19 protein-coding genes and 1 pseudogene are annotated in these 21,773 nt (G+C 74.0%); 12 read left to right on the top strand and 8 right to left on the bottom strand.

Translation table 11 applies throughout. From position 1 onward, the window contains the following. Window positions 1-1,206, bottom strand: a pseudogene (locus NUM_RS21495) (ATP-binding protein); the annotation flags it as partial. 213 nt (window positions 1,207-1,419) lie between these two features. Between NUM_RS21495 and NUM_RS21490 the strand changes: the two are divergent. From NUM_RS21490 to NUM_RS21475, 4 genes are read left to right on the top strand one after another with little or no spacing between them, the layout of a single operon-like run. Then, window positions 1,420-2,919: a dynamin family protein gene (locus NUM_RS21490; RefSeq protein ID WP_207126713.1), complete on the top strand. Its 1,500-nt coding sequence runs from the start codon at window positions 1,420-1,422 to the stop codon at window positions 2,917-2,919. A 33-nt stretch (window positions 2,920-2,952) separates the two neighbouring features. Then, window positions 2,953-3,621, top strand: a complete 669-nt coding sequence (locus NUM_RS21485; protein WP_207126712.1) for a nucleotide exchange factor GrpE — start codon at window positions 2,953-2,955, stop codon at window positions 3,619-3,621. After that, on the top strand, window positions 3,618-5,495 hold the full coding sequence (locus NUM_RS21480; protein WP_225918747.1) for a dynamin family protein: 1,878 nt from the start codon (window positions 3,618-3,620) through the stop codon (window positions 5,493-5,495). Before NUM_RS21485 ends, NUM_RS21480 begins: the two co-directional genes overlap by 4 nt. Before the next feature lie 6 nt (window positions 5,496-5,501). Next, window positions 5,502-6,194 (top strand): hypothetical protein, encoded by a 693-nt coding sequence (locus tag NUM_RS21475; protein ID WP_207126711.1) that lies wholly within the window; start codon window positions 5,502-5,504, stop codon window positions 6,192-6,194. 70 nt (window positions 6,195-6,264) lie between these two features. Here the strand turns inward: NUM_RS21475 and NUM_RS21470 are convergent, their stop codons facing one another. Continuing rightward, a complete protein-coding gene (locus NUM_RS21470) occupies window positions 6,265-6,708 on the bottom strand; it encodes a MarR family winged helix-turn-helix transcriptional regulator (RefSeq protein WP_308440583.1) in 444 nt (147 codons plus the stop codon). A 105-nt stretch (window positions 6,709-6,813) separates the two neighbouring features. Here NUM_RS21470 and NUM_RS21465 point away from each other — a divergent pair, with 105 nt between their 5' ends. Both NUM_RS21465 and NUM_RS21460 read left to right on the top strand, forming a co-directional pair. Continuing rightward, a complete protein-coding gene (locus NUM_RS21465; protein ID WP_207126709.1) occupies window positions 6,814-7,359 on the top strand; it encodes a YceI family protein in 546 nt (181 codons plus the stop codon). A gap of 143 nt (window positions 7,360-7,502) precedes the next feature. Beyond that, window positions 7,503-8,267 (top strand): SDR family oxidoreductase, encoded by a 765-nt coding sequence (locus tag NUM_RS21460; protein WP_207126708.1) that lies wholly within the window; start codon window positions 7,503-7,505, stop codon window positions 8,265-8,267. 43 nt (window positions 8,268-8,310) lie between these two features. Here NUM_RS21460 and NUM_RS21455 read toward each other — a convergent pair whose 3' ends face one another. Further along, complete coding sequence (locus NUM_RS21455) at window positions 8,311-9,747, bottom strand: Hsp70 family protein (protein ID WP_225918746.1); 1,437 nt, start codon at window positions 9,745-9,747, stop codon at window positions 8,311-8,313. Window positions 9,748-9,853: 106 nt separating this feature from the next. On the opposite strand from NUM_RS21455, the gene NUM_RS21450 reads away from it, so the two are divergent. From NUM_RS21450 to NUM_RS21440, 3 genes are all read left to right on the top strand, one after another. Further along, entirely contained in the window at window positions 9,854-10,651 is a 798-nt protein-coding gene (locus NUM_RS21450) for a glycerophosphodiester phosphodiesterase (protein WP_225918745.1), read from the top strand. Window positions 10,652-10,770: 119 nt separating this feature from the next. Next, complete coding sequence (locus NUM_RS21445; RefSeq protein WP_207126705.1) at window positions 10,771-12,123, top strand: MFS transporter; 1,353 nt, start codon at window positions 10,771-10,773, stop codon at window positions 12,121-12,123. Between the two features lie 80 nt (window positions 12,124-12,203). Continuing rightward, window positions 12,204-12,869: a thymidine kinase gene (locus NUM_RS21440; RefSeq protein ID WP_225918750.1), complete on the top strand. Its 666-nt coding sequence runs from the start codon at window positions 12,204-12,206 to the stop codon at window positions 12,867-12,869. Here the strand turns inward: NUM_RS21440 and NUM_RS21435 are convergent. Further along, window positions 12,851-13,930, bottom strand: a complete 1,080-nt coding sequence (locus tag NUM_RS21435) for a patatin-like phospholipase family protein (RefSeq protein WP_207126704.1) — start codon at window positions 13,928-13,930, stop codon at window positions 12,851-12,853. The genes NUM_RS21440 and NUM_RS21435 overlap by 19 nt on opposite strands. A 115-nt stretch (window positions 13,931-14,045) precedes the next feature. Here NUM_RS21435 and NUM_RS21430 point away from each other — a divergent pair, with 115 nt between their 5' ends. Next, window positions 14,046-15,776, top strand: coding sequence for an acyl-CoA dehydrogenase family protein (locus NUM_RS21430; RefSeq protein ID WP_207126703.1), 1,731 nt, complete (start codon window positions 14,046-14,048; stop codon window positions 15,774-15,776). An 84-nt stretch (window positions 15,777-15,860) separates the two neighbouring features. Here NUM_RS21430 and NUM_RS21425 read toward each other — a convergent pair whose 3' ends face one another. Both NUM_RS21425 and NUM_RS21420 read right to left on the bottom strand, forming a co-directional pair. Then, window positions 15,861-16,511: a pyridoxine/pyridoxamine 5'-phosphate oxidase gene (locus NUM_RS21425; protein WP_207126702.1), complete on the bottom strand. Its 651-nt coding sequence runs from the start codon at window positions 16,509-16,511 to the stop codon at window positions 15,861-15,863. A gap of 25 nt (window positions 16,512-16,536) precedes the next feature. Next, entirely contained in the window at window positions 16,537-17,484 is a 948-nt protein-coding gene (locus NUM_RS21420; RefSeq protein WP_207126701.1) for a tyrosine-type recombinase/integrase, read from the bottom strand. A 146-nt stretch (window positions 17,485-17,630) separates the two neighbouring features. Between NUM_RS21420 and NUM_RS21415 the strand changes: the two genes are divergently transcribed. After that, a complete protein-coding gene (locus tag NUM_RS21415; RefSeq protein ID WP_207126700.1) occupies window positions 17,631-18,521 on the top strand; it encodes an LLM class flavin-dependent oxidoreductase in 891 nt (296 codons plus the stop codon). 47 nt (window positions 18,522-18,568) lie between these two features. Here NUM_RS21415 and NUM_RS21410 read toward each other — a convergent pair whose 3' ends face one another. Beyond that, entirely contained in the window at window positions 18,569-19,051 is a 483-nt protein-coding gene (locus NUM_RS21410) for an FxsA family protein (RefSeq protein WP_207126699.1), read from the bottom strand. Window positions 19,052-19,054: 3 nt separating this feature from the next. Next, entirely contained in the window at window positions 19,055-20,668 is a 1,614-nt protein-coding gene (lnt, locus tag NUM_RS21405) for an apolipoprotein N-acyltransferase (RefSeq protein ID WP_370467027.1), read from the bottom strand. Window positions 20,669-21,239: 571 nt separating this feature from the next. On the opposite strand from lnt, the gene NUM_RS21400 reads away from it, so the two are divergent. Continuing rightward, the gene (locus NUM_RS21400; protein ID WP_207126698.1) at window positions 21,240-21,614 is read left to right on the top strand and encodes a YrdB family protein; all 375 of its coding nucleotides are present in this window, start codon (window positions 21,240-21,242) and stop codon (window positions 21,612-21,614) included. The last annotated feature ends 159 nt before the right edge of the window (window positions 21,615-21,773 follow it).

The following is a 21,773-nucleotide window of genomic DNA, read 5'->3' as shown; positions in this document are numbered from 1 at the left end:
GTCGGCGGCGTCGGCCAGGGCCCGCAGCGCGGCCCGCGGCCGGCCGACCGCCAGCGCCGCCGCGGCCGTGTCCCGGCGCACCGCGGGACGTGGCTGCGCGCCGTCCAGCCCGCAGGCGAGCAGCAGCAGGTCGGCGCGCTCGCCCGCGGTGCCGGCGGTGGCCGCCGCGGCGACCGCCCGCTCGTACGCCGGCTGGTCGTCACCGGCCGCGGCCAGGTGCCGGGCCGCCTCGGCGTCGCTCACCAGCTCCGCCAGCCGGCGGTGCACCCCGGCCCGTTCCTCCGCGCTGAGCAGCCCCGCCGCGACCTCCGCCACGTACGGCGAGACGGCGGCGACCAGCGAGCGCTCCCCGTCGTCGGGCGGCGCGACCACCAATCCGGCCTCGACCAGCTCGGCGACACCGGCGCCGAGCAGGGTGCGGGCCGCCGGCCGGCGCAGCATGCCCAGCGCCGCCATCGCGGTACGGGCCGGGCGGGTCAGGTCGGCCAGCGCCTCGGCGACGGCGTGCGCGACCGCGCCGGTGCTGCCCGCGTCGTCGGGCTCCGGCTGCCGCGACACCGACTCCGGGTGGGCCACCGCGTGCCGGGCGAGCGTCTCCACCGCCAGCGGTACGCCACCGGCACGGGCCACCACCTCGGCGATGCCGGCCGCACCCAACCCGGGCGCGATGCGCCGGGCCAGCTCGGTGGCCTGCTGCGGGGTCAGCGGCGGCAGCGCGAGCCAGGTGTCGCAGGACTCCCGCAACGCGGCCAGCGCCGCGGCCGGCAGCCGGTGCGGGGTGCGCAGCGACACCAGCACCCGGCAGTGCGCGGCGAGCGCCGGCAGGGTGGCGAGGGTGAGCGGGTCGGCCCACTGCAGGTCGTCGAGCACCAGCAGCCCGCCGCGCACCCGGGAACGGACCGCCTCGGCGGTCAGCGCACCGTCCTCGACCGGGAGCCGGGCCCGCACCGCGCGCGACAGCGCCAGGCCCGGCACGCCGCGCAGGATGGCCAGCCCGCCGCCGGTGAACACGGTGCCGGCGAACCGGTCGGCGACCGCACGCAGCGCGCTGCTGCGTCCGGCGCCGGGCGCGCCGGTGACCACCACCAGCCCCGGCCGGGCCAACCGGGCGGCCGCCACCGCGACGGGGTCGGGTGCGGGCGCGGTCGGCCGCTGGTCGAGTCTCGGCGCGTCGGCGTCGGTCTGACCAGCAGTCGCGTCACGCACGTGGGCCTCCCCCCGCGGGCTGGCACGAATCCGGGATCCTAGGTCGGTGAGGATATGCCTAGTGTGTGTGCCGGCAGGCGTCGGCCACGCACACCAGGGCCTGCCACCAGAGTAGTAGGAGGTACCACCGGCCATGACCGACATGGACGGCGCCGAGGGCTTCGCGGCACACCGTGTTCGAGTCGTCACAGCTGGCGATTCCGGGGTGTTGCGATGAGTTCGGGTCCCCTCAGTTCCCGAGTCCAGGCGCTGTGCGGCGAGTGCGGGCCGCGACTGGCCGGCAGCACCCAGGCCGCGGTGGTCGACATCTCCCGCCGGCTGGGCGAACCGCTGCGGGTGGCGATCGCCGGGCGGCTCAAGTCGGGCAAGTCGACCCTGGTCAACTCGCTGATCGGCCGGCGGGTGGCGCCCACCGAGGTCGGCGAGTGCACCCGGCTGGTCACCCAGTTCCGGTACGGCACCACCGACCGGATCGACGTGGTGCGCCGGGACGGCTCGCGGGCCAGCCTGCCGCTGGACGAGTCCGGCATGATCCCGCAGAAGCTCGGCGTGCCCCGCGACGAGGTCGCCTTCGTCGACGTCACGCTCACCTCCGACCGGCTCGAGGACCTCACCGTCGTCGACACGCCGGGCCTGTCGTCGACCAACTCGTCGATCTCCGACGAGGCCCGCCGGTTCCTGTTCAACGAGGCGCCGATCGACGACGACATCGACGACGACTCCGCCGGCGCGCTGTCCGGCGCCGAGGCGATCGTGTACGTGTTCACCCAGTCGGTCCGCGAGGACGACCTGCAGGCGCTCAAGTCGTTCCAGTCGATGTCCTCGAAGCTGTCGAGCAACCCGATCAACTCGCTCGGGCTGTTCAACAAGGTCGACAAGCTCGCCGGTACCGGTGACCCGTGGCCGGTGGCCGAACCGCTGGCCACCAAGCAGGGCGAGGTGCTGCGCCGGGTGGTGTCCGACGTGGTCCCGGTGATCGGGCTGCTCGCCGAGACCACCGAGGCCGGCCGGCTCACCGCCGCCGACTGCGAGGCGCTGCGCACCATCGCGAGCATGTCCGACACCGACCGGCAGGTGCTGCTCGCCTCCGTCGACCTGTTCATCGCGCGCGACTGCGAGGTGTCCAAGGCGCAGCGCGAACGGCTGCTGCGGCTGCTGGACATCTACGGCGTGTCGTTCGCGGTCGCCCAGTTCGTCGCGAACCCGAAGCTGGCGACCGGTGAGCTGGTCAAGCAGCTGTTCCTGGCGTCCGGCTTCCCGCGGGCCCGATCCACCCTGGAGCGGGCGTTTCGCTGGCGCACCGACGCGATCAAGGCAGGCTGGGCGCTGACCAGCCTGGAGAAGATCGCCGGGCACGCCGACCGCCCCGCCGACCGGGAGCTGCTGCGCGACGCGGTCGAACGGGTGCTGCAACAGCCCGAGTACCACCGGCTGCGGATGCTGGACGTCGCCCAGCAGGTGACCACCGGTGCGGTCGCGCTGCCCGAAGAGATGGAAAACGAGCTGACCCGGCTGGCACTGTCCGACGACCCGCACTGGATCCTCGGCATGTCCGGCGCCACCGTCGAGCAGCTCGCCAAGGCCGCGCTCGAGGCGGCGACCCGGTGGCGCGCATTCGCCGTCGCCGGCGCCAGCCCCGCCCAGGCCCGGATCGCCCACGTCGTCCACCGCGGCTTCTTCCTGCTCTCCCAGCAGGTCCGAAAGCCCGCCTGAGTCGCGCGATGCGCTTTGGATAAAGGAGCCCCCATGTCCTCGAGCAACCTCCGCGTCATCGCCGCCGGTGTCGCCGCGATAGTCGCCGTGCTCACCGGTCTCGTCGGCGGTTGGGTCGGCGCCAAGACCGGAACGTGCACCCTGCAGGTGCAGACCACCCCGGCCGACGGTTCCGCGCCGGGCAGTGCCGACGGCCGCGGCGTGATCGGCCGCAGCGCCGCCTGCGACGCGAGCTTCTCGGTGCAGACCGCCGCGGTCGGCTTCGTCGGCGCCGGGCTGGCCGGCGGTGTCGCCGTGGTGCTGCTGCTCGCCGCGCGCCGCGACGACGAGAAGGAGTCCACGGTCACCTCCGCGCCACCGGCAGCCGGCGCCGACCCGGGCCTCGCCCAGCGCGCCGAGCAGGCCGAGACCGAGCGCGGCAGCCTGGTGCAGACCTGCGTGTACGTGCGTGACCGCGCCACCAGCAAGGCCATCGCCGACGTGCTCGGCCGGTCCCTGCAGGAGGTCGGCGTCAGTACCGTCGCGCCGGTCGGGGCGCGGTTCGACCCGGCGCACCACGAGGCCGGTGGCGCCACCCCCACCACCGATCCGGCGCTGGCCGGCACCATCGCCGCGGTCGAGGTACCCGGCTACGTCGACCGCGGTGTGGTGCTGCGCGCCCCCGTGGTCACCGTCTACAAGGAAGAGGGACGGCAGCAGTGAGCGCTCCGGCCAAGACCAACCAGGCCGCGAACACCGCCGCCCTGGAGAAGATGCTGCGCGGCGCGGTCGACGCGGGCCTGGCACACCTGCGCCGCATCGACCCCGACGCCGCGTCCGACCTGGACGTGCTGCGTCGCCGCGAACAGACCGTGCCGAGCATCGTGGTGGTCGGCGAGACCAAGCGCGGCAAGAGTTCGCTGACCAACGCGCTGATCGGGGTGCCGAACCTGTCCCCGGTCGACGCCGCCGTCGCCACCAGCTCGTACCTGGAGTTCGTGCACGGCGCGCAACCCGCCGCGCAGGCGTACATCCCGGGGCGGGAGGACCCGATCCCGGTGCGCATCGAGGACATCCGCGACTACGGCACCGTGCTCGGCCGGCTGCCCGAGGGGGTCCGCCCGCCGCGCCGGCTGGAGATCTTCCACCCGGCGCCGATGCTGCAGTACACGTCGCTGCTGGACACCCCCGGCGTCGGCGGCCTGGACTCGCTGCACGCCGAGGTGGCGCTGGACGCGGTGGAGCGGGCCACCGCGCTGCTGTTCGTGGTCGACGCGTCCGCCCCGTTCTCGCAGCCCGAGCTGAACTTCCTGATCGAGGCCAGCAAGCGGGTCAACATGGTGCTGTTCGCGCTGACCAAGGTCGACGCGTACCCGGGCTGGCGGACGATCCTGGACGACGACCGGTCGCTGCTGCGGGCGCACGCGCCGCGGTTCGCCTCGGCGCCGTTCTTCCCGGTGTCGTCCCGGCTGGCCGAGCTGGCGCTGCAGATGCCCGCCGACGCGGCCGCCGAGATCGTCAAGGAGTCCCGGGTCGCCGAGCTGCAGCACGGGCTGATCGGCCTGGCGGCCAAGGGCACCGCGCTCAAGACGGCGAACACGCTGCGCGCGGTGCGTACCGAGTTCGTCCGGCTCGACCTGGGCGTCGGCGACCGGATGAAGTCCGCCGACCCGGACCCGGCGCTCCTGGAGCGGCTCAAGGAGGAGCGCGGGAAGGTCAACTCGCGCAAGCGTTCGGAGACCAAGCAGTGGTCGCTGGCGCTCAACACCGAGACCCAGCGGGCCCGGGTCGACGCCCAGTCGCGGCTGCGCAAGTACATCACCCAGCTGCAGGACGACTTCGGCAAGACCATCGAGAAGGGCTCCGGCGGCGACATCAAGAAGCTGCCGTACGAGGTGGACCGCGCGCTGTACGCGGTGTCGATCCGGCTCTCGCAGGATCTGGAGCACCGGTTCCGGGTCATCGGGCAGCGCATCCTCGCCAGCGTGTTCAGCCCGCAGGAGCTCAACTACGTGCTGCGCCGGCTCAACGCGAAGCTGCGCACCGCGATGACCGCCAAGCCGCAGAAGGAGGGCTCCGGCGACCAGTCGCTCGTGGTGATGTCCGCGTTCAGCACCGGCCGCGGGCTGTACTCGCTGGCCAGTGCCGGCGGCGCCACCCTCGGCGCGTCCGCCCTGGCCGGCGGCATTGTGGTGCCGGTCGTGGGTGTCGGCATCGGCCTGGCGGCCGGCGCGTTCATGATGTGGCGGCGCAAGGTGCAGGCCAACCGGTCGCAGGCCAAGGTGTGGCTGCGCGAGGTGCTGGGCGAGTCCCGGGCGGCGCTGTCCGACGAGATCGCGACCCGCTTCACCGACTTGCAGTACGCCCTGACACTGGCGTTGGACGAGGCGATCGAGCGGCGGCTCAAGCAACTCGACGGGCAGATCGCCGAGATCGACAAGACGATGGTCGAGGACAAGAACAGCCGGCAGAAGAAGCGTGCCGACCTGCAGAAGGAGCGCGAGCAGCTGCGGGCCCGGATCAAACAACTCGACGAGGTGCTGATCAAGGCGCGAGGCATCGCGCCGGCGGCCCCGTCGGACACGCAGGGGGGATAGTCGGCCATGGACGAGCACGGCGGGCCGATCGACGAGTACGGCGACCACGACGCCGGCGCCGACGACGGCTACGGCAGCGATCACGCCGGCGCCGGTGACGGCCTCACCGGCGGGTTGGACGGCGACGGCCTCGGTGATCACGAGCTCGGCGATCAGGGGTACGGCGACGAGCACCTCGGCGCCGACGGGCACGATCCGGACCTCGATCCCGGCGCCGGGTCGCACGACGGCGGCGCCCTCGGCCTGGAGTACGGCGAGCTGTCCGACGACGACGCGGCCGGCGCCGAGCCGGCGGACGTGTCCGCTGCCGACCCGTTCAGCGACGTGGACGAGGACGATCAGCAGGCGCCGGCGCTCGACCCCGACCCGGTGCCCGGTACCGATCCGGACCTCGACCTGGTCGGCGACGACCCGGACTGGGCCGCCGAGGACGTGTTCCCGCCGCAGCTGGAGATCGGTGAACCGCCGGAGCCGGTGGACGGCTTCCCGTGGAGCGACCCCGCCGTGCTCGGCGAGCAGCACGACCTGTCCGTCCAGGACCCGGGTGACCCGGCTGCGCAGCCGGGCGGTTCGGCCGGTGACCTGTTCGACTACGACGGCCAGTCGGTGCCCGACGGCGTCGACCCGTGGCAGGCGCTCGCCGGCTCGGACGACCCGGCGACGAGTTCCCTGGCCCGCTTCTGGGCCCCCGGTAGCTGACCGGCGGGCTTCACGATCGGCGGCCCGGCCGACCGCCGCCAGGTCGGACCGGCCGGGCTGGCCGGCGCGCTCACCTGGACGCGGTGAGGTGGGCGCCGACGATTTCGCTGATCTCACCGAGTTGCCGGACCTGCTCGGGCGTCAGCAGGTCGATCAGGTGCGCGCGGACGCTGTCGACGTGGGCCGGAGCCGCGGCGCGCAACGCAGCCAGGCCTTCGTCGGTCAGAACGGTCAGCCACCCGCGGCGATCGCCCGGGTAGTGCTCGCGCCGGACCCAGCCACTCTGCTCCAGCTTGCCGACGGCATGGGTGATCCGGCTCGGCTTGGAGTCGGTCCGCTGCGCCAGTTCACTCATCCGCAGCGTTCGGTCCGGCGCCTCCGAGAGCATGACCAGCAGCTCGTAGTAGGTGATCGGCATTCCGGCCGCCGCCTGCAGGTCGCGGTCCAGGCGGTCGGTCAGCTGGCGCATCGCGGACCCGAAGGCCCGCCAGGTGCGCTGCTCGTCGGCGGTCAACCATCTCGTCACGTGGAGCATGTTACTAAAAGGTTGCGTACTGAATTACCTCGATATACCGTCGCCCTGAATGTTTCAGCGCTGAATTATATCGAGGAGCAAGCCTTGTACCCCGACGAACTCACCGGCACCTACACCATCGACCCGGCGCACAGCCGCTTCGGCTTCAGCGCCCGGCACGCGATGGTCACCAGGGTGCGCGGCCACTTCCCCCCGGTGGAGACCGCCGTCCACCTGGACGCCTCCGACCCGGCCGCCTCCCGCGTGCACATCGTTCTGGACGCGGCGGGCGTGGACACCGGCAACCCGCAGCGCGACAGCCACCTGCGTACCGGAGACTTCCTGGACGCCGAGACCCACGCGCACATCGTCTTCACCAGCACCGCCGTCGAGCACGTCGACCGGGACCGCTTCCAGGTGACCGGCCAGCTGACCCTTCGCGGCGTCACTCGCGAGATCAGCATCCCGCTCGACTTCGTCGGCGCCGTGGTCGACGCGCAGGGACTCAACCGGGTCGGTTTCGAGGGGTCCACCGTGATCAACCGCAAAGACTTCGGGGTCAGCTTCAACGCCGCCCTGGAGACCGGCGGCGTGATGATCTCCGAGAAGGTCACCCTCGACTTCGACCTGTCCGCCATCAAGACCGCCTGACACCCCCCGGTACGCCACAGCCGCCGGTGAGGCGCATCACGCGCGCCGGGCGTCACGCGGCCGGCGGCACCGGCATCTCCATGAGCGACGGGTCGGCACCGCCACCCGCGACACATCCGTTGCTCTGCAAAGGAATCTGGCTGATGAACGAGTACCCGGAACAACCGAGGGTCGCCCTGGTCACCGGAGCCAACAAGGGGATCGGCCGGGCGGTCGCCACCCTGCTGGCCGCGGCGGGGTACCGCGTCGTGGTCGGCGCCCGCGACCCGCGGCGCGGCGCGGAGACCGCGGCGGCGATCCAGGCCGCCGGCGGCGACGCGCACGCGGTCGAGCTGGACGTCACCGACCGGGCCGCGGTCCAGTCGGCCGCGTCCTGGATCGACGAGCACCTCGGCCGGCTGGACGTGCTGGTCAACAATGCCGGCATCAGCGGGTCGGGCCAGGCGGCACCCCAGGACGCTCTCGACCGCGTGCCCAGCTCCGTCGACGTCGAACTGGTCCGGGAGGTGTTCGACACCAACGTGTTCGCGGTGATCGGCGTGACCAACGCGATGCTTCCGCTGCTGCGTCGCTCCCCTGCCGCTCGGATCGTCAACGTCTCCAGCCACTCCGCGTCGCTGGCGCTGACCGCCGAGGTCGGCGGGCCGATTTCGACGCTGCTGTCGGCGGCCTACTCGCCGTCCAAGACGGCGCTCAACGCGCTGACCCTGCAGTACGCCAACGAACTGCGTGCCGACGGCATCCTGGTCAACGCCGTCGCCCCGGGCTACGTCGACACCGACATCAACGGCCACAGCGGACTGCTCACCCCGGAACAGGGCGCCGCGGTGGTGGTGCGGCTGGCCACCGTCGGCGAGGGCGGCCCCACCGGCGGGTTCTTCAGCGAGGACGGCCCGCTGCCCTGGTAGCGCTCCGACGGGGCCCCGGTGCCGGCACCGTGGCCCCGTCGGATCAGCGCGCGACCGCGTAGACCAGCAGACCCACGAACGCGAGCACCAGCACGACCGCGACCACCAGGGTGCCCACCACCGCCGGCTCCTGGTACCAGTTGCGGCCGGAGCCGTCGTCTGCCGCCGGCCCGGCGGGCGCCGGCATCGGCCGCTGCGGCGCCGCCATCGGTGCCGCCGCGGGCCGCAGCTGCGCCTGCTGGGGCGGACGCGGGCCGGGCTGCTGCACCGGCGGCCGGGGCGCCGGGGTCGGCGCCGGCCGCGGCGGGCTCGGGATCACCGGCCGCGCCGGCGGACGGTTGCCGGCTGGGGCCGGACGTACCGGCGGCCGGTGCTGCGGTTGCACCGGCCGCGGCGGGATCGCCGGACGCTGGTTGGGCGGGCCACCCACCGCGAGCGAACCCTCGACCACGACGGTCTCCGGCTGCTCCAGTGCGGTCGGCGCCACCCCCAGGGTGGTGTGCACCAGGTGACCGGCCAGCGGGATCCGGCTGGACCCGCCCACCAGGAAGATGCCGACCAGGTCGCGCGGGGTCAGCCGGGCCTCGGAGATGGTGCGCTGCAGGCACTCGACGGTCCGCTCCAGGTGCGGGCGGATCAGTGACTCCAGCTCCTCGCGGGTGATGTGCGCGTCCACCTCCAGCGCCGGCAGGTGGATGTCGGAGCTGGAGGTACGCGACAGCATCTCCTTGGCGCCGCGCACGTCCTCGTACAGCATCCGGCGGTACCGCCGGTCGCCGGACTCGCGCGGGTTGACCAGCCGAGCCCACAGGTCCGGGTGCGACTGCGAGTACGTCTTGCCGAGGTGCTCGATGATCGCGTGGTCGAAGTCGAGGCCGCCGACGTCGGGCAGCCCCTCCTCGGCGAGCACCTCGAAGCCCGACTGGGTGCGCCGCACCACGGTGGCGTCGAACGTGCCGCCGCCCAGGTCGTAGATGGCCAGCGAGCGGCCCACCGGCACCGCGGTGCCCAGCACCGCGGTGAAGTAGGACGCGGCGCCGACCGGCTCGGCGATCAGCTGCGGGCGGGGCAGCCCGGCCAGCCGGGCACCCTCCACCAGCAGGCTGCGGCGCCGCTCCCCCCACCGGGCCGGGTGGGTCATGCGCAGCTGCTCGGGCATCCCACCGATCTGCCGGCGGGCCTCGGTGATCACCTGCTCCAGCACGTACGCGATCACCCGCGGCACCGGGATCTCCTGGTCGCCCAGGAACACCGTGCCGTCGTCGATGCGGCGCTTCGGGTTCGGCTCGAACCGGGTGGGGTCGACCCGGGCGTTACGCTCCGCGTCCCGCCCCACCAGCATCCGGCCATCGGGCGCCAGATACACCGAGGAAGGCAGCAGCGGTGACCCGTCGAACAACAGTGGCCGAACCCGCCCATCGGGCATTCGGAGCATGGCCACCGTGTTCGACGTGCCGAAGTCGATTCCGAGCACGCGCATACAAGATCTCCCTCCTCGCCGGACACGATACTGCCCGTGCGCCCGTGCCCGGTGTGCCGGCGGGGCGGGTCGACAAACGAGGGCCTCGGACAGGGATACTCGGCGGGTGAACAGCCAGCAGGAGCCACAGACCCACAGCGGTCGGTACCCGTACCTGGACGCACCGTCGCCGTTGGCGTTCGCGCACCGTGGCGGCGCGGCGGACGGTGACGAGAACACCGCCGCGGCGTTCCAGCGCTCCGCCGACCTCGGCTACCGGTACCTGGAGACCGACGTGCGGGCCACCGCCGACGGCGTGCCGGTGATCTTCCACGACGCCGACCTGACCCGGCTGGCCGGCCGCAACGTCGCGCTGGAGACGCTGCGGCTGGCCGACCTGGACACGATCCGGGTAGGCGGCGAGCAGGCGGTGCCGAAGCTGGTCGACGTGCTCGACGCCTGGCCGAAGCTGCGGTTCAACCTGGACGTCAAGTCGTGGCCGGCGGTGCGGCCGCTGGTCGACGCGATCCGGGCGACCGGCGCGGTGGACCGGGTGCTGGTCGCGTCGTTCTCCGACCGACGGCTCGCCGCGGTGCGCCGCGCGCTCGGCCCACGGCTGGCGACCTCGCTCGGCCCGTCCGCGATCGCCCGGCTGCGCGCCGTGTCGGTGGCCGGGCGCAGCATGCTCGGCCTGACCCCGGGCGTGCCGGCCGCCCAGGTGCCGGTACGGATGGGCCCGGTGCGGGTGGTCGACCGCCGCTTCGTGACCTACGCGCACCGGCTCGGGGTGCAGGTACACGTGTGGACGATCGACGACCCGGACGAGATGCACCGGCTGCTGGACCTCGGCGTCGACGGCATCATGACCGACCGGATCGAGGTACTGCGGGAAGTGTTACTCGCTCGTGGCCAATGGGACGCCTGAGGGCTTGACGGCACCAGCATGATCGTCGCAGCGGCTGTTGCGGCGATCACGGGGATCCCCGACAGCCACTCGGGTCCGCGGCAGCGGTCCGGGCGGGCCGACGGCAGGAGACGGCGAGCATGACCACCACCGCACCGGCGGGCGGGCTGACCAGCAGCCGCCGCGAGCGCGTCGGCTGGTACTTCTACGACTGGGCCAACTCGGCGTTCGCCACCACGGTGATCACCGTGTTCCTCGGGCCGTTCCTGACCCAGGTCGCCAAGCAGGCCGCCGGCTGCGGCTCCGGCAGCTGCGACGGGGCCCGGCTGCACCCGCTGGGCATCCCGGTCGCGCCGGGCGCCTACTACGCCTACCTGGTGTCGCTGTCGGTGATCCTGACCGTGGTGGTGCTGCCGATCGTCGGCGCGGTCGCCGACCGGTCGGCACGCAAGAAGCGGCTGCTCGCGGTGTTCGCCTACCTCGGCGCGGCGGCGACGGTCGGGATGGTCACCGTCGGCGGCGGCCGGTACCTGCTGGGCGGGGGGCTGTTCCTGGTCGCGAACATCAGCCTGGGCGCGAGCGTGGTGGTGTACAACTCGTTCCTGCCGCAGCTGGCCGGTCCGGACAAGCGCGACTCGATCTCGTCGATCGGCTGGGCGATCGGCTACCTGGGTGGCGGGCTGCTGCTGGCCGGCAACCTGGTCGCGGTGTTCGCGTTCGGCACCAACCTGACGGTGGCCCGCTGGTGCATCGTGTCGGCCGGGCTGTGGTGGGCGGCGTTCACCACCGTGCCGGTGCTGCTGCTGCGGGAGCGGCCCGGTACCGCGCACACCGCACGCTCCGGCGGGCTGCTCGACGGGTTCCGGCAGCTGGGGCACACGCTGGCCGGGCTGCGCGCGTACCCGTTGACGTTGTTCTTCTGGGTGGCGTACCTGATCTACAACGACGGCATCCAGACGGTGCTGAGCCAGGCGAGCGTGTTCGCCACCGAGGAGCTGAAGCTCGGCACCGACACGCTGACCGCGACGATCCTGGTGATCCAGTTCCTCGCGTTCGGTGGGGCGCTTCTGCTGGGCTGGCTGGCGAAGCTGATCGGCGCGTGGAAGTCGGTGCTGCTGTCGCTGGTGCTGTGGGTGGTGGTCGTCGGCTGCGCGTACTTCGTGCCGGCGCACAACGTGGTGCTGTTCGTGGCGCTGGGGTCGGGCATCGGGCTGGTGATGGGCGGCAGCCAGGCGCTGTCGCGCTCGCTGTACTCGCAGCTGGTCCCGGCCGGCCGGGAGGCGGAGTACTTCGGGCTGTACGAGATCGGCGACAAGGGCACCAGCTGGCTGGGGCCGCTGCTGTTCGGGCTGGTGTTCCAGCTGACCGGCAGCTACCGGCTGGGTGTGGTGTCGCTGCTGGTGTTCTTCGTGGCCGGGCTGATCGTGCTGGCGTTCGTGCCGATGCGCCGCGCCATCACCGCCGCCGGTAACACGCCGCCCCGGCTGCTCTGACCGACAGTCCTTATCGGGACGCTGGAGCCGTCCCGATAAGGTTGCGGCTCGTGACAGCCGACCTCGACGACCTCAGCGCGCTGGCCCGGCCGGTACCGCGGGGCGACACCTACCAGCCGGCCCGGTTGAAGTTCTTCCACGGTCCGATGGACTGCGGCAAGTCGACGCTGGCGCTGCAGATGGACCACAACCATGCCCGGCAGGGTCGCCGCGGCCTGCTGCTGACCCGGATGGACCGGTCCGGTGCGGCGCGCATCTCCACCCGGATCGGGCTGGACCGGCGCGCCATCGAGGTCACCGACGAGCTGGACCTGCGCGAGCTGGTGCGCGGCAAGTGGGCGCTGGGCGCCCGGGTGGACTACCTGATCTGCGACGAGGTGCAGTTCTTCTCGCTGGACCAGGTCGAGCAGCTGGCCGATCTGGTCGACCACGCCGACGTCGACGTGTACGCGTTCGGGCTGGCCACCGACTTCCGCAGCGAGCTGTTCCCGGCCACCAAGCGGCTGCTGGAGCTGGCCGACGGGGTGTACCAGCTGCAGGTGGAGGTGCTGTGCTGGTGCGGTCGGCGCGGGCAGCTCAACGCCCGCGTGGTCGGCAACCGGGTGGTACGCGAGGGCGAGCAGGTGCTGACCGGCGACACCGGCCGCGACGACCCGGTGCACTACCAGGTGCTGTGCCGGGCGCACTACCGCTCCGGCGATCTGGGGCCGGCGGCGCCGGCGGCCGGTCAGCTGCCGCTGGGCTGAGCCGCGGGCCCACCGCCGGTCGCGTCGACGCCACCGGCCGGTCCGCCGCCGGTCGCGGGCGCGTCGTCGGTCGGGACGGCGCGGGACTTCGGGATGGTGGCGGTGCGGCGGGCCAGGAACTTGCGCGCCGCGGCGTGACCGGCGGCGTACAGCGTGCGCTGGGTGTCCCGGTCGATGCCGAAGTCGAGGGTGGACACCCCGTCGGTGTCGACGAACAGGGTGCGCGCGGTGGTGTTCTCGTCGTCCAGGTGGTACGCGTCGTGCGCGTCCAGCAGCGTGTGCAGCGCGGCGAACGCGAGGTCGATCGGGCCGTCCACGGCGTGACTGACCTGCCGCTGCGCCGGCCGGGCGGACAGCTTCACCCCGTAGGTGGGCCAGCGCTGCGGCCTGCCGTCGGTGCGGTCGAACACGTCGATCGGGAAGTTCGACAGCATCCCGCCGTCGACCAGGGTGCACTCGCCCAGCCCGTGCCCGGCGGTCAGCGTCACCGGGCGGAAGAAGAACGGGTACGACATCGACGCGCGGACCGCGAGCGCCACCGGCTGCTCGTCGGCGGTAAGGCCGTAGTGCCGGTAGTCCCAGGGCAGCCGGACCAGCTGGCCGCGGGACAGGTCGGAGGCGACCACCACCAGCCGGTACCGGCGGTCCGGCGGCAGCGAGGTGCCGGGGTCGTCGTCGATGCGCAGGTCGCCCCAGGTGCGCACGCCGCGCTCGGCGAGCTGCTGTTCGATCCAGTGCAGCGCCACGTCGCCCTTGTAGACACCGTCGTGCAGCAGCAGCTCGATGCCCTTGCCGAGCATCCCGAACCGGTCCAGCAGGGTCGGGTCGGCGAACGATCGGTAGTCCAGCGACTCCATCACCTCGACCAGCTCCGAGACCGGCCGGCCGGCCTGCTGGCAGGCGGCGGCCAGCGCGCCGACGATCGCGCCGGCGGAGGCACCGGCGATGCGCGGGAAGCTCAGCCCCTGCTCGGCCAGCTCCTCGATCGCGCCGAGCAGCCCGATCCCCTTGACCCCGCCGCCCTCCAGTACCAGGTCGGCGTAGCGCGCGTCGTCCATCATGGTGACCCTTCCGGCGTCTCGGTCCTACCCCGTCGAGACTAGCCACCAGCTGCACAAACCGGTCACTTCGCCAGGCGGTCTACTCGTCGGTAACCAAGGCTGGCAGACTGCACCCATGAACCGGTACGTGCAGACCATGCCCGAGATGCCCGACGTGTACGCGGCCGACCCGGTGCTGCGCAGCTGGCTGGACCGGCTGCTCGGCGCCGACGGGCACGCCGCCGCCCGCGGCCGCCTCACCGCGCTGTCCGACGACGTCCGCGACAGCCTGCGCGCCGCGCACACCGACGCCGAGACGCACCCGCCGGTGCTGCACCGGTACGGGCCGTTCGGCGCCCGCATCGACCGGATCGAGACCGCGCGGGGCTGGGAGACGCTGCGCGCCGCCGCGGCCCGGCACGCGCTCGTCGCCCTGCCGTACCAGCCGCAGGCGCGGTCGGTGTGGGGTGCCGGTGCCCGGGTCGTGCAGTACGGGCTGCTCTACCTGTACGGGCCGGAGTCGGCGACGTTCAACTGCCCGCTGGCGATGGCCGACGGGGCCAGCGCGCTGCTGACCCGCCCGGAGGTCGACCCGGCGCTGCGCGACGCCTGGCTGCCCCGACTGACCGCCACCGACCCGGACGTCGCGATCACCTCCGGGCAGTGGATGACCGAGGCGCAGGGCGGCTCGGACGTGTCCGGCAGCACCACCGTGGCCCGCCGCGACGGCGAGGGGTGGCGGCTGACCGGCGAGAAGTGGTTCTGCTCGGCGGCCGACTCGGCGATGGCGATCGCGCTCGCCACCCCGGACGGCGGCACCGGCCTGAGCCCGTTCCTGGTGCCGCGCTACGCCGCGGACTCGCCGCTGGGCGCCGGGCTGGCCGCGGACGCGCCGGCACCCGGGGTGCGCGTGCACCGGCTCAAGGACAAGCTCGGTACCCGGGCGCTGCCGACCGCGGAGATCGGCCTGACCGACGCGTACGCGCTGCCGGTCGGTGAACCGGACGAGCACGGGGTGGCCCGGATGATGACGCTGCTGCGCATCGCCCGGCTGCACAACGCCGCCGCGTCGGCGGCGGGGATGCGGCGCGGCCTGTGGCTGGCCCGCGGGTACGCCGGTGAACGGCGGGTGTTCGGCGCGCCGCTGGCCGAGGCGCCGCTGCACCGGGCCGCGCTGGGCCGGCTCGCGGTGCACGCGGAGGCGGCGCACGCCCTGGCCGCGCACGGGTTCGCGCTGCTGGGCCGCATCGAGGTGGACGGCGACGAGCACGCCGCCGCTGAGCTGCGGCTCGCCGCGACGCTGGCGAAGCTCGCCACCGGCAAGCTCGCCGTCTCCTCGGCCTCGGAGTACGTGGAGTGCTTCGGTGGCGCCGGCTACGTCGAGGACACCGGCATCCCGCGGCTGATCCGCGACGCCCAGGTGCTGCCGATCTGGGAGGGCGCCACCAACGTGCTGGCGCTGGACCTGCCGCGCGCGATCGCCGGCCGCGGCGCGCACCGGCCGCTGCTGGCCCGCATCGCCGCCGCCGCGGCCGATGCCGGCAAGGCGGGCGGGCGCTGGCTCGGCCCGGCCGGTACCGCGCTGGCGGAGGCGCACGGGCGGCTGACCGCCGCCACCGACACGGTCGCCACCGACCCGACCGCCCGGCGGGTCACCGTCGGCGCCCGTACCCTCGCGCTGCGGCTGGCGGACGCCTACGCGGCGGCGCTGCTGGTCGAGCAGGCGCTGTACGAGGCGGACCGCGGTGATCAGCGGGCCGCCGTGGTCGCGGCGCTGTGGTGCGCCGACCGGCTGTCCGGCGCCGACGTCAGCGCCGACGCCGACACGTACTTCGACGCCCTGGTCGACGGTGCCCCGCTGAGCTGACCGACCCGCGCCGAGCGGGCCTGCGCGCTGGTGCCTGCGACCCGACAGGGTGATCGCCGCCCGAACGGGTCAGGGCCACGCCGGTCAGGGCCACAGCAGGTCGGTGCGCCACCCGTCGCCGTCCCGGCGGTACCGCAGCCGGACGTGCCGGCGGGCCGCGTCGCCCTGCCAGAACTCCACTGTCGCCGGCCGTACCAGGTAGACGGTGTGCTGCGGCGCCACCGTGTCGGGCGCGGTGTCGAGCGTGTCGTACGCGCCGCGCAGCGCCTCGTCCAGCTCGGCCGGGTCGGCGAGCACCTCGCTCTGCCGGCCGAGCAGGCTCGCCGCCCGCGACCCGAGCGGCCGGGCGGCGAAGTCGGCGGCGTTGGTGGCGGCGTCGGCGGGGTGCACGCTGCCGCGTACCCGCACCTGCCGGCCGGTCAGCTTCCAGTGGAAGCCCAGCGCGGCCTGCGGGTTCGCGGCGAGCTGCCGGCCCTTGGCGCTGCCCGACTCGGACGCGAAGCAGAACCCGTCCGCGGTGAGGTCCTTGAGGATCAGCACCCGACTGTCCGGCAGGCCGGACGCGTCGGCGGTGGCGATGGTCATCGTGTGCGGTTCCGGCTCCCCGGCGTCGATCGCCGCGGTCAGCCAGTCCCGGAACAGCGCCGTGGGCTCGGGCGGCGCGGTGGACGGGTCGAAGGGGGGCAGCGGCCGGTCGAACACCGGCAACGCGCGCAGCAACTGGCGAAGGCTCACCGCCGCAGTCTGCCAGCCGGGCCGGTCAGCGATCACCGTCGGCGAGCAGCATGGCCAGCCGGTGGGAGGGCGAGCGGTCCAGGTTGTGCCGGGCCCGGTCGTAGCGGCGGGTGGTGCGCGGGTCGGCGTGCCCGAGCAGGTCCTGCACGTCGTGCAGGCTGGCGCCGGCGTCCAGGGCCAGCGTCGCGCAGGCGTGCCGCAGGTCGTGCGGGTGCAGCGAGTCGGCCAGGTGCGGCAGCGCGTCGGCGGCCAGGGTGCGCAGCAGCCGCCAGATCGCGTACCGGTCCAGCGCCCGCCCGGTGGCGGTGACCACCAGCGGCCCCTCGCCGCGGCCGGCCAGGTAGTCGTCCAGGATCGCCGCGGCGCGCGGCGGTACCACCATGCGCTGGCTGCGGCCGCCCTTCCGGGTCACGGTCAGCACCCGGTGGCCCCGCTCGTACCCCAGGTCGGCGACGGTGGCGCCGACCAGCTCGGAGACCCGCAGCCCGCACAGCAGCAGCAGGGTCACCACCACCTCGGCGCGCGGCGAGTGCCGGTGTGCGGCGCGCAGCAGCAGGCCGGCCTCGTCCGCCGACAGTCCGGTGGACTGCACGTTGTCGCCGACCTTGGGCCGCCGGACCCGCTGCACCGGGTTGCGGGCGATCAGCTCCTCGTCCTGCCCGTAGGCGTAGAAGCCGGACAGCGCCGACAGCCGGCGTACCAGGGTGGCGGGTGCGACACCGAGCTCGCCCAGGTGGGCCCGGTAGGCGTCCAGGTGCACCCGCCGGGCGGTGAGCACGTCGACGCCCTCGGTACGGCACCAGTCGAAGAAGTGGGCGAGGTCGCGGGAGTAGGCGGCCCGGGTGTTGCCGTGATGCGACAGCAGGAACGCCGCGGCGAGCCGGTGCGCCGGGCTCGGCTCCGGGCCGGGCGCGGCGACCGGGGCGTCGACGACGACCAGTGCGGCGGCGGGTTCGGACGAGGCTTCGCTCACCCCCGCGAGCCTAGCCCGGGCCCGCGTCCCGGCTGAGTTCGCCGCACCCCCGCGCCGCCTCGTCGCACCGGCTCCGGGGCGGCGCGGGCCGCCATCGCCCAGCGGTTTGTTGACATGACATCGTTCTGAGCGCTAGCTTCATTGACATGTCTACGAAACGACTCCTGTTCGGGCTGAACGTGCCGGCCAGCGCGGCGCCGGGCGCCGATCCGGCGGCGGCCGCGGTCGCCGCGGAACGGCTCGGCTACGACTTCGTGGCCACCTCCGACCACCCCTGCGGAGACTCCCCCACCTTCGAAACGTGGACGATGCTGGCCTGGATGGCCGCCGCCACCAGCCGCATCAGTGTGGCGAGCCGGGTGCTCGGCGTCCCGTACCGCAACCCGGCGATGGTGGCGAAGATGGCCGAGACGCTGCAGCGGCTGTCCGGCGGGCGGCTGATCCTGGGGCTGGGCGGCGGCTACTCCGACGACGAGTTCCGGGCGTTCGGCCTGCCGGTGCCCTCAGCCCGGGACAAGGTCGACGGGCTGGCCGACGCGATCCGCATCGCCCGCGGCCTGTGGTCGCAGCCGCGGTTCAGCTACGCCGGCCGCATCCACCGCACCGACGCCGCGCAGCTGACACCCAAGCCGCAGCGGCCGATCCCGATCTGGCTGGGTACGTTCGGGCCGCGGGCGCTGGCGGTGACCGGCCGGCTCGCCGACGGGTGGATCCCGTCGCTCGGGTTCGCGCCGCCGGACGTGGCGGTGGCGATGCGCCGCCGGGTGCTCGACGCCGCGGTCGCGGCCGGCCGCGACCCGGACGAGATTACCTGCGCCTACCACCTGTCGGTGCGGGTGCAGGACACGGTGCGCGGCGACGACGATCCGGCCGCCGAACCGGTCGCCGGGCCGCCCGACGCGCTGGTCGAACGGTTCCTCGGCTACGTGAGAAGCGGCTTCACCGCGTTCAGCGTGGCGCTGGCCGGGCCGGACGCCGACGCGCAGCGGGAGGTTTTCGCCCAGCAGGTGATCCCCGCCGTCCGGGCCGCCGCCTGAACCAGGGATGTCGTCCGCGACCCCGGCTGCGCCGGTGCGGGCGCGCGCTAGTGGGGCTCGACGATGTCGCCTTCCAGCGGCGCCTCGGTGTCGGCCGCCTCCTGCCGGTGCTGGCGGACCCGCACGGTGCGCGGGCCGAACACCTGACCGGCGACGTCGGGCGACAGCCGCCGCTCGGCCGCGGCCTGCACGCCCCGGGCGGCCAGGTCACGTACCGGCGGGATCAGCAGCACCGCGCCGACCAGATCACTGAGGAAGCCGGGGAACGCGATCAGCGCGGCGGCGGCGAGCGCCAGCAGGCCGTTGGTGGCCTCGGCGCCCGGCGGACGACCGTCGTTCAGCGCGCCGCGGAACCGGCGCCAGGAGCGCGGCCCGACCCGGCTGACGAGCACCACACCGATCGCCGAGGTGGCGAGCAGGATCAGCAGCGCCCAGCCCAGGCCGAGGAAGTGCGCGACCACCAGCAGCACGGCGAGCTCGGCGAGCGCCAGCAGCACCGGCGTCACGAGAGCGAGGGCGACGAGCCGCACGGGTCACCTCCGGGTTCGGGATCGGCCACTCCACCGTAGCCCGGCCGCGGCGGCAAGGCCGGCCAGCGCGGCGGCGACCAGCACCATTTCGGGTATCGCGCCCAGCCGGGTGGCAAGCGTCGTGCCCTCCCCCAGCCGGGTGGTGGTCTCGATGACGCTGCGAGTGTTGAACCGGGTGGCGTCGTGCACGCTGCCGTCCGCCTCGACGAACGCCGACACCCCGACGGTCGAGGCCATCAGCGCCGGCCGGCCGTGCTCGACGGCGCGTTCCTGCACCATGGCGAGCTGCTGGCGGGACTCGGCGGTGTTGAAGTCGGCGTTGTTGGTCTGCACCGTGAGCAGGTTCGCGCCGTGCGTGACCGTGTCGCGTACCAGCCCGTCATAGGCGACCTCGAAACAGATCACGTCGCCGACGGTGGCGGGGCCCAGCCGCAACGCCCCGGTGCGGTGCCCGGCGACGAAGTCCGACCGCACCAGGTCGACCTTGTCGGTGACCTTGCGGGCCAGCGACCGCAGCGGGATGTACTCGGCGAACGGCACCGGGTGCTGCTTGACGTAGATCGGCTGTTGCGGCCCGCTGTTCGGGATCCAGACGATGCCGGCGTTGCGGGCGTGGTCCCCGGGCCCCTCCAGTACGGCGCCGACCAGGATCGGCGCGCCGATGGCGGTGGCGGCCTGGTCGATGCGCTGGTAGGCGTCCGGGTTCTGGAACGGGTCGATGTCGGAGGAGTTCTCCGGCCACACGACCAGGTCCGGCCGCGGCTTGGCACCGGCGTCGACCTGCCTGGCCAGCGCCAGGGTGGCGTCGACGTGGTTGTCGAGCACCGCGCGGCGCTGCGCGTTGAACTCCAGCCCGAGCCGCGGCACGTTGCCCTGCACGACGGCGATGCGGACCTGCCGGCCGTGCGGCACCGTGCCGGGCACAGCGAGGCCCACCAGCACCACGAGGACGGCCGCGGCGGTCAGGGCCGCGGCCCGAGGCAGGGTGCCGGGCCGCGGGGCGCGCCAGCGGCGCCAGGCGGCGGTGGCGAGCAGCCCGCCGCAGGCGGCGACGGCGAAGGTGATCAGCGGGGCGCCGCCGAGCGCGGCGATGCCGGCGAACGGGCCGTTCTGCTGGCTGAACGCGATCCGGCCCCACGGGAAGCCACCCCACGGTGCCCGGCCGCGCAGCGCCTCCTGCGCCACCCACAGGGCGCCGGTCAACAGCGGCCAGCTCCACCGGTACCGGTCGACCAGCCGGCTGGCGGCGGCCGCGGCGGCGCCCATCAGCGCCAGGTAGCAGGCCTCGACCAGGGCCAGCACGATCGGCCACGGCCAGTGCCCGATGACGATGCTGGTCCAGCTCAGCAGCGGGATGAACAGCGCGGCGCCGGCGACCAGGCCGGCCAGCGCGCCGCCGCGGGCGCGCCGGCGGTGGCAGGCGGCAGCGAGCAGCGCCACCCCGATCGGCGCGGCCCACCACAGCCCGTACGGGGGGAAGGCGAGCAGCTGCGCGAACCCGGCGACCAGGGCCGCGGCGAGCGCCACCGGCAGCGGCAGGCGGCGGGGTGCATCGGCGGCCGGCGCTTCGTCGGGTGGGCTGGTCGTCTCGCCGGTCAGCTGCTCGGATGCGGTCACGGGCTCGATTGTGCCGCACCAGGCGCCCGACGCCCGGTGCACGGGCGACGCGAGGCCACGGCTGCCGGCTTCGCGCGGTTTGCCGGCCGTGCGGGGCGAAGGAGGGGCCCGGGGACGGAAGAGGGGCGCGGCATCTGCCGCGCCCCGCGCTCCCAGGCCCTTCCCGGCCGGCACGTGCTCAGACGTTCCAACAGACCTTCGGACCGACCCGGTGTGGACTGGATGCCCATCCGTTGCCGTTGTCTACTGGCCGGCTGTTTCCCCCTGGCCCGTGTCGGTACGGCGACCGGTTCGCCCGCCCCGCCGACCCCCGCCCACGTAACCTGGCCGCGTAGCGGCGCGACCTGCCGCCAACTTGCCCGTGGGTGGGGGGACGAAGTGAAGCCGAGCCGCCCCCCGAGGTAGGACGTCAAGCACGGTACGCACCCGCCCCCCGACGCTGTCAACCGGTACCGGCGAATCCGCCCGGACCCGACCCGGAAGTCCACCTTGCCTCGGCGTGTCGGCGCCCGGGTGTGTCGGGCCGTTCGGCGGATGGGCCCGGCTGGCCCGGGCTTGCCAGACTGCCCTGGTGAGAGTGCAGCGTGTGGTGGGTGGACTGAATCTCGGCGTGCGGTTCCTGCTGGAGCTGGCGAGCCTGGCCTCGCTGGTGGCGTGGGGCCTGCGGCTGGACGCCTCCTGGCCGGCGCGGCTGGCGGCCGGGGTGCTGCTGCCGCTGGCGGCGGCGTCGTGCTGGGGGCTGTTCGCCTCGCCCAAGGCACGGTTCACCACCGCGCCGGGCCGGCTGGTCTGCGAGATCGGGCTGTTCGGCGGTGCGGCGGTGGCGTTGGTCGCCACCGGATGGGTGGCGCCGGGTGTGGCGCTGGCCGTGGTGGCCGCGGCGAGCCTGACCGTCACGTACGCGCTGGGCCAGCACCGGCAGGCCGTCCAGCAGGCCCGCGGGTAGCGCCGCCGCTGCCGGGTCAGCGGCTGGCGAGGGCGGTGAGGTGCTGCGCGGCGAGGCGGGCGGCGGTGGCCGGCGCGTCGGCGGCGAGCAGCCCGACCGCGGCGAGCACGTACCGGTGGTCGACGACGGTCGCGGCACGGGTCGGCAGCGGGTAGCCGC

This window comes from Actinocatenispora comari (genome assembly GCF_017312725.1).
GTDB classification, from domain to species: Bacteria; Actinomycetota; Actinomycetes; order Mycobacteriales; family Micromonosporaceae; genus Actinocatenispora; species Actinocatenispora comari.
The sequence above is the reverse complement of the archived record's forward strand: the minus strand, read 5'-3'. Positions and strand labels throughout refer to the sequence as shown.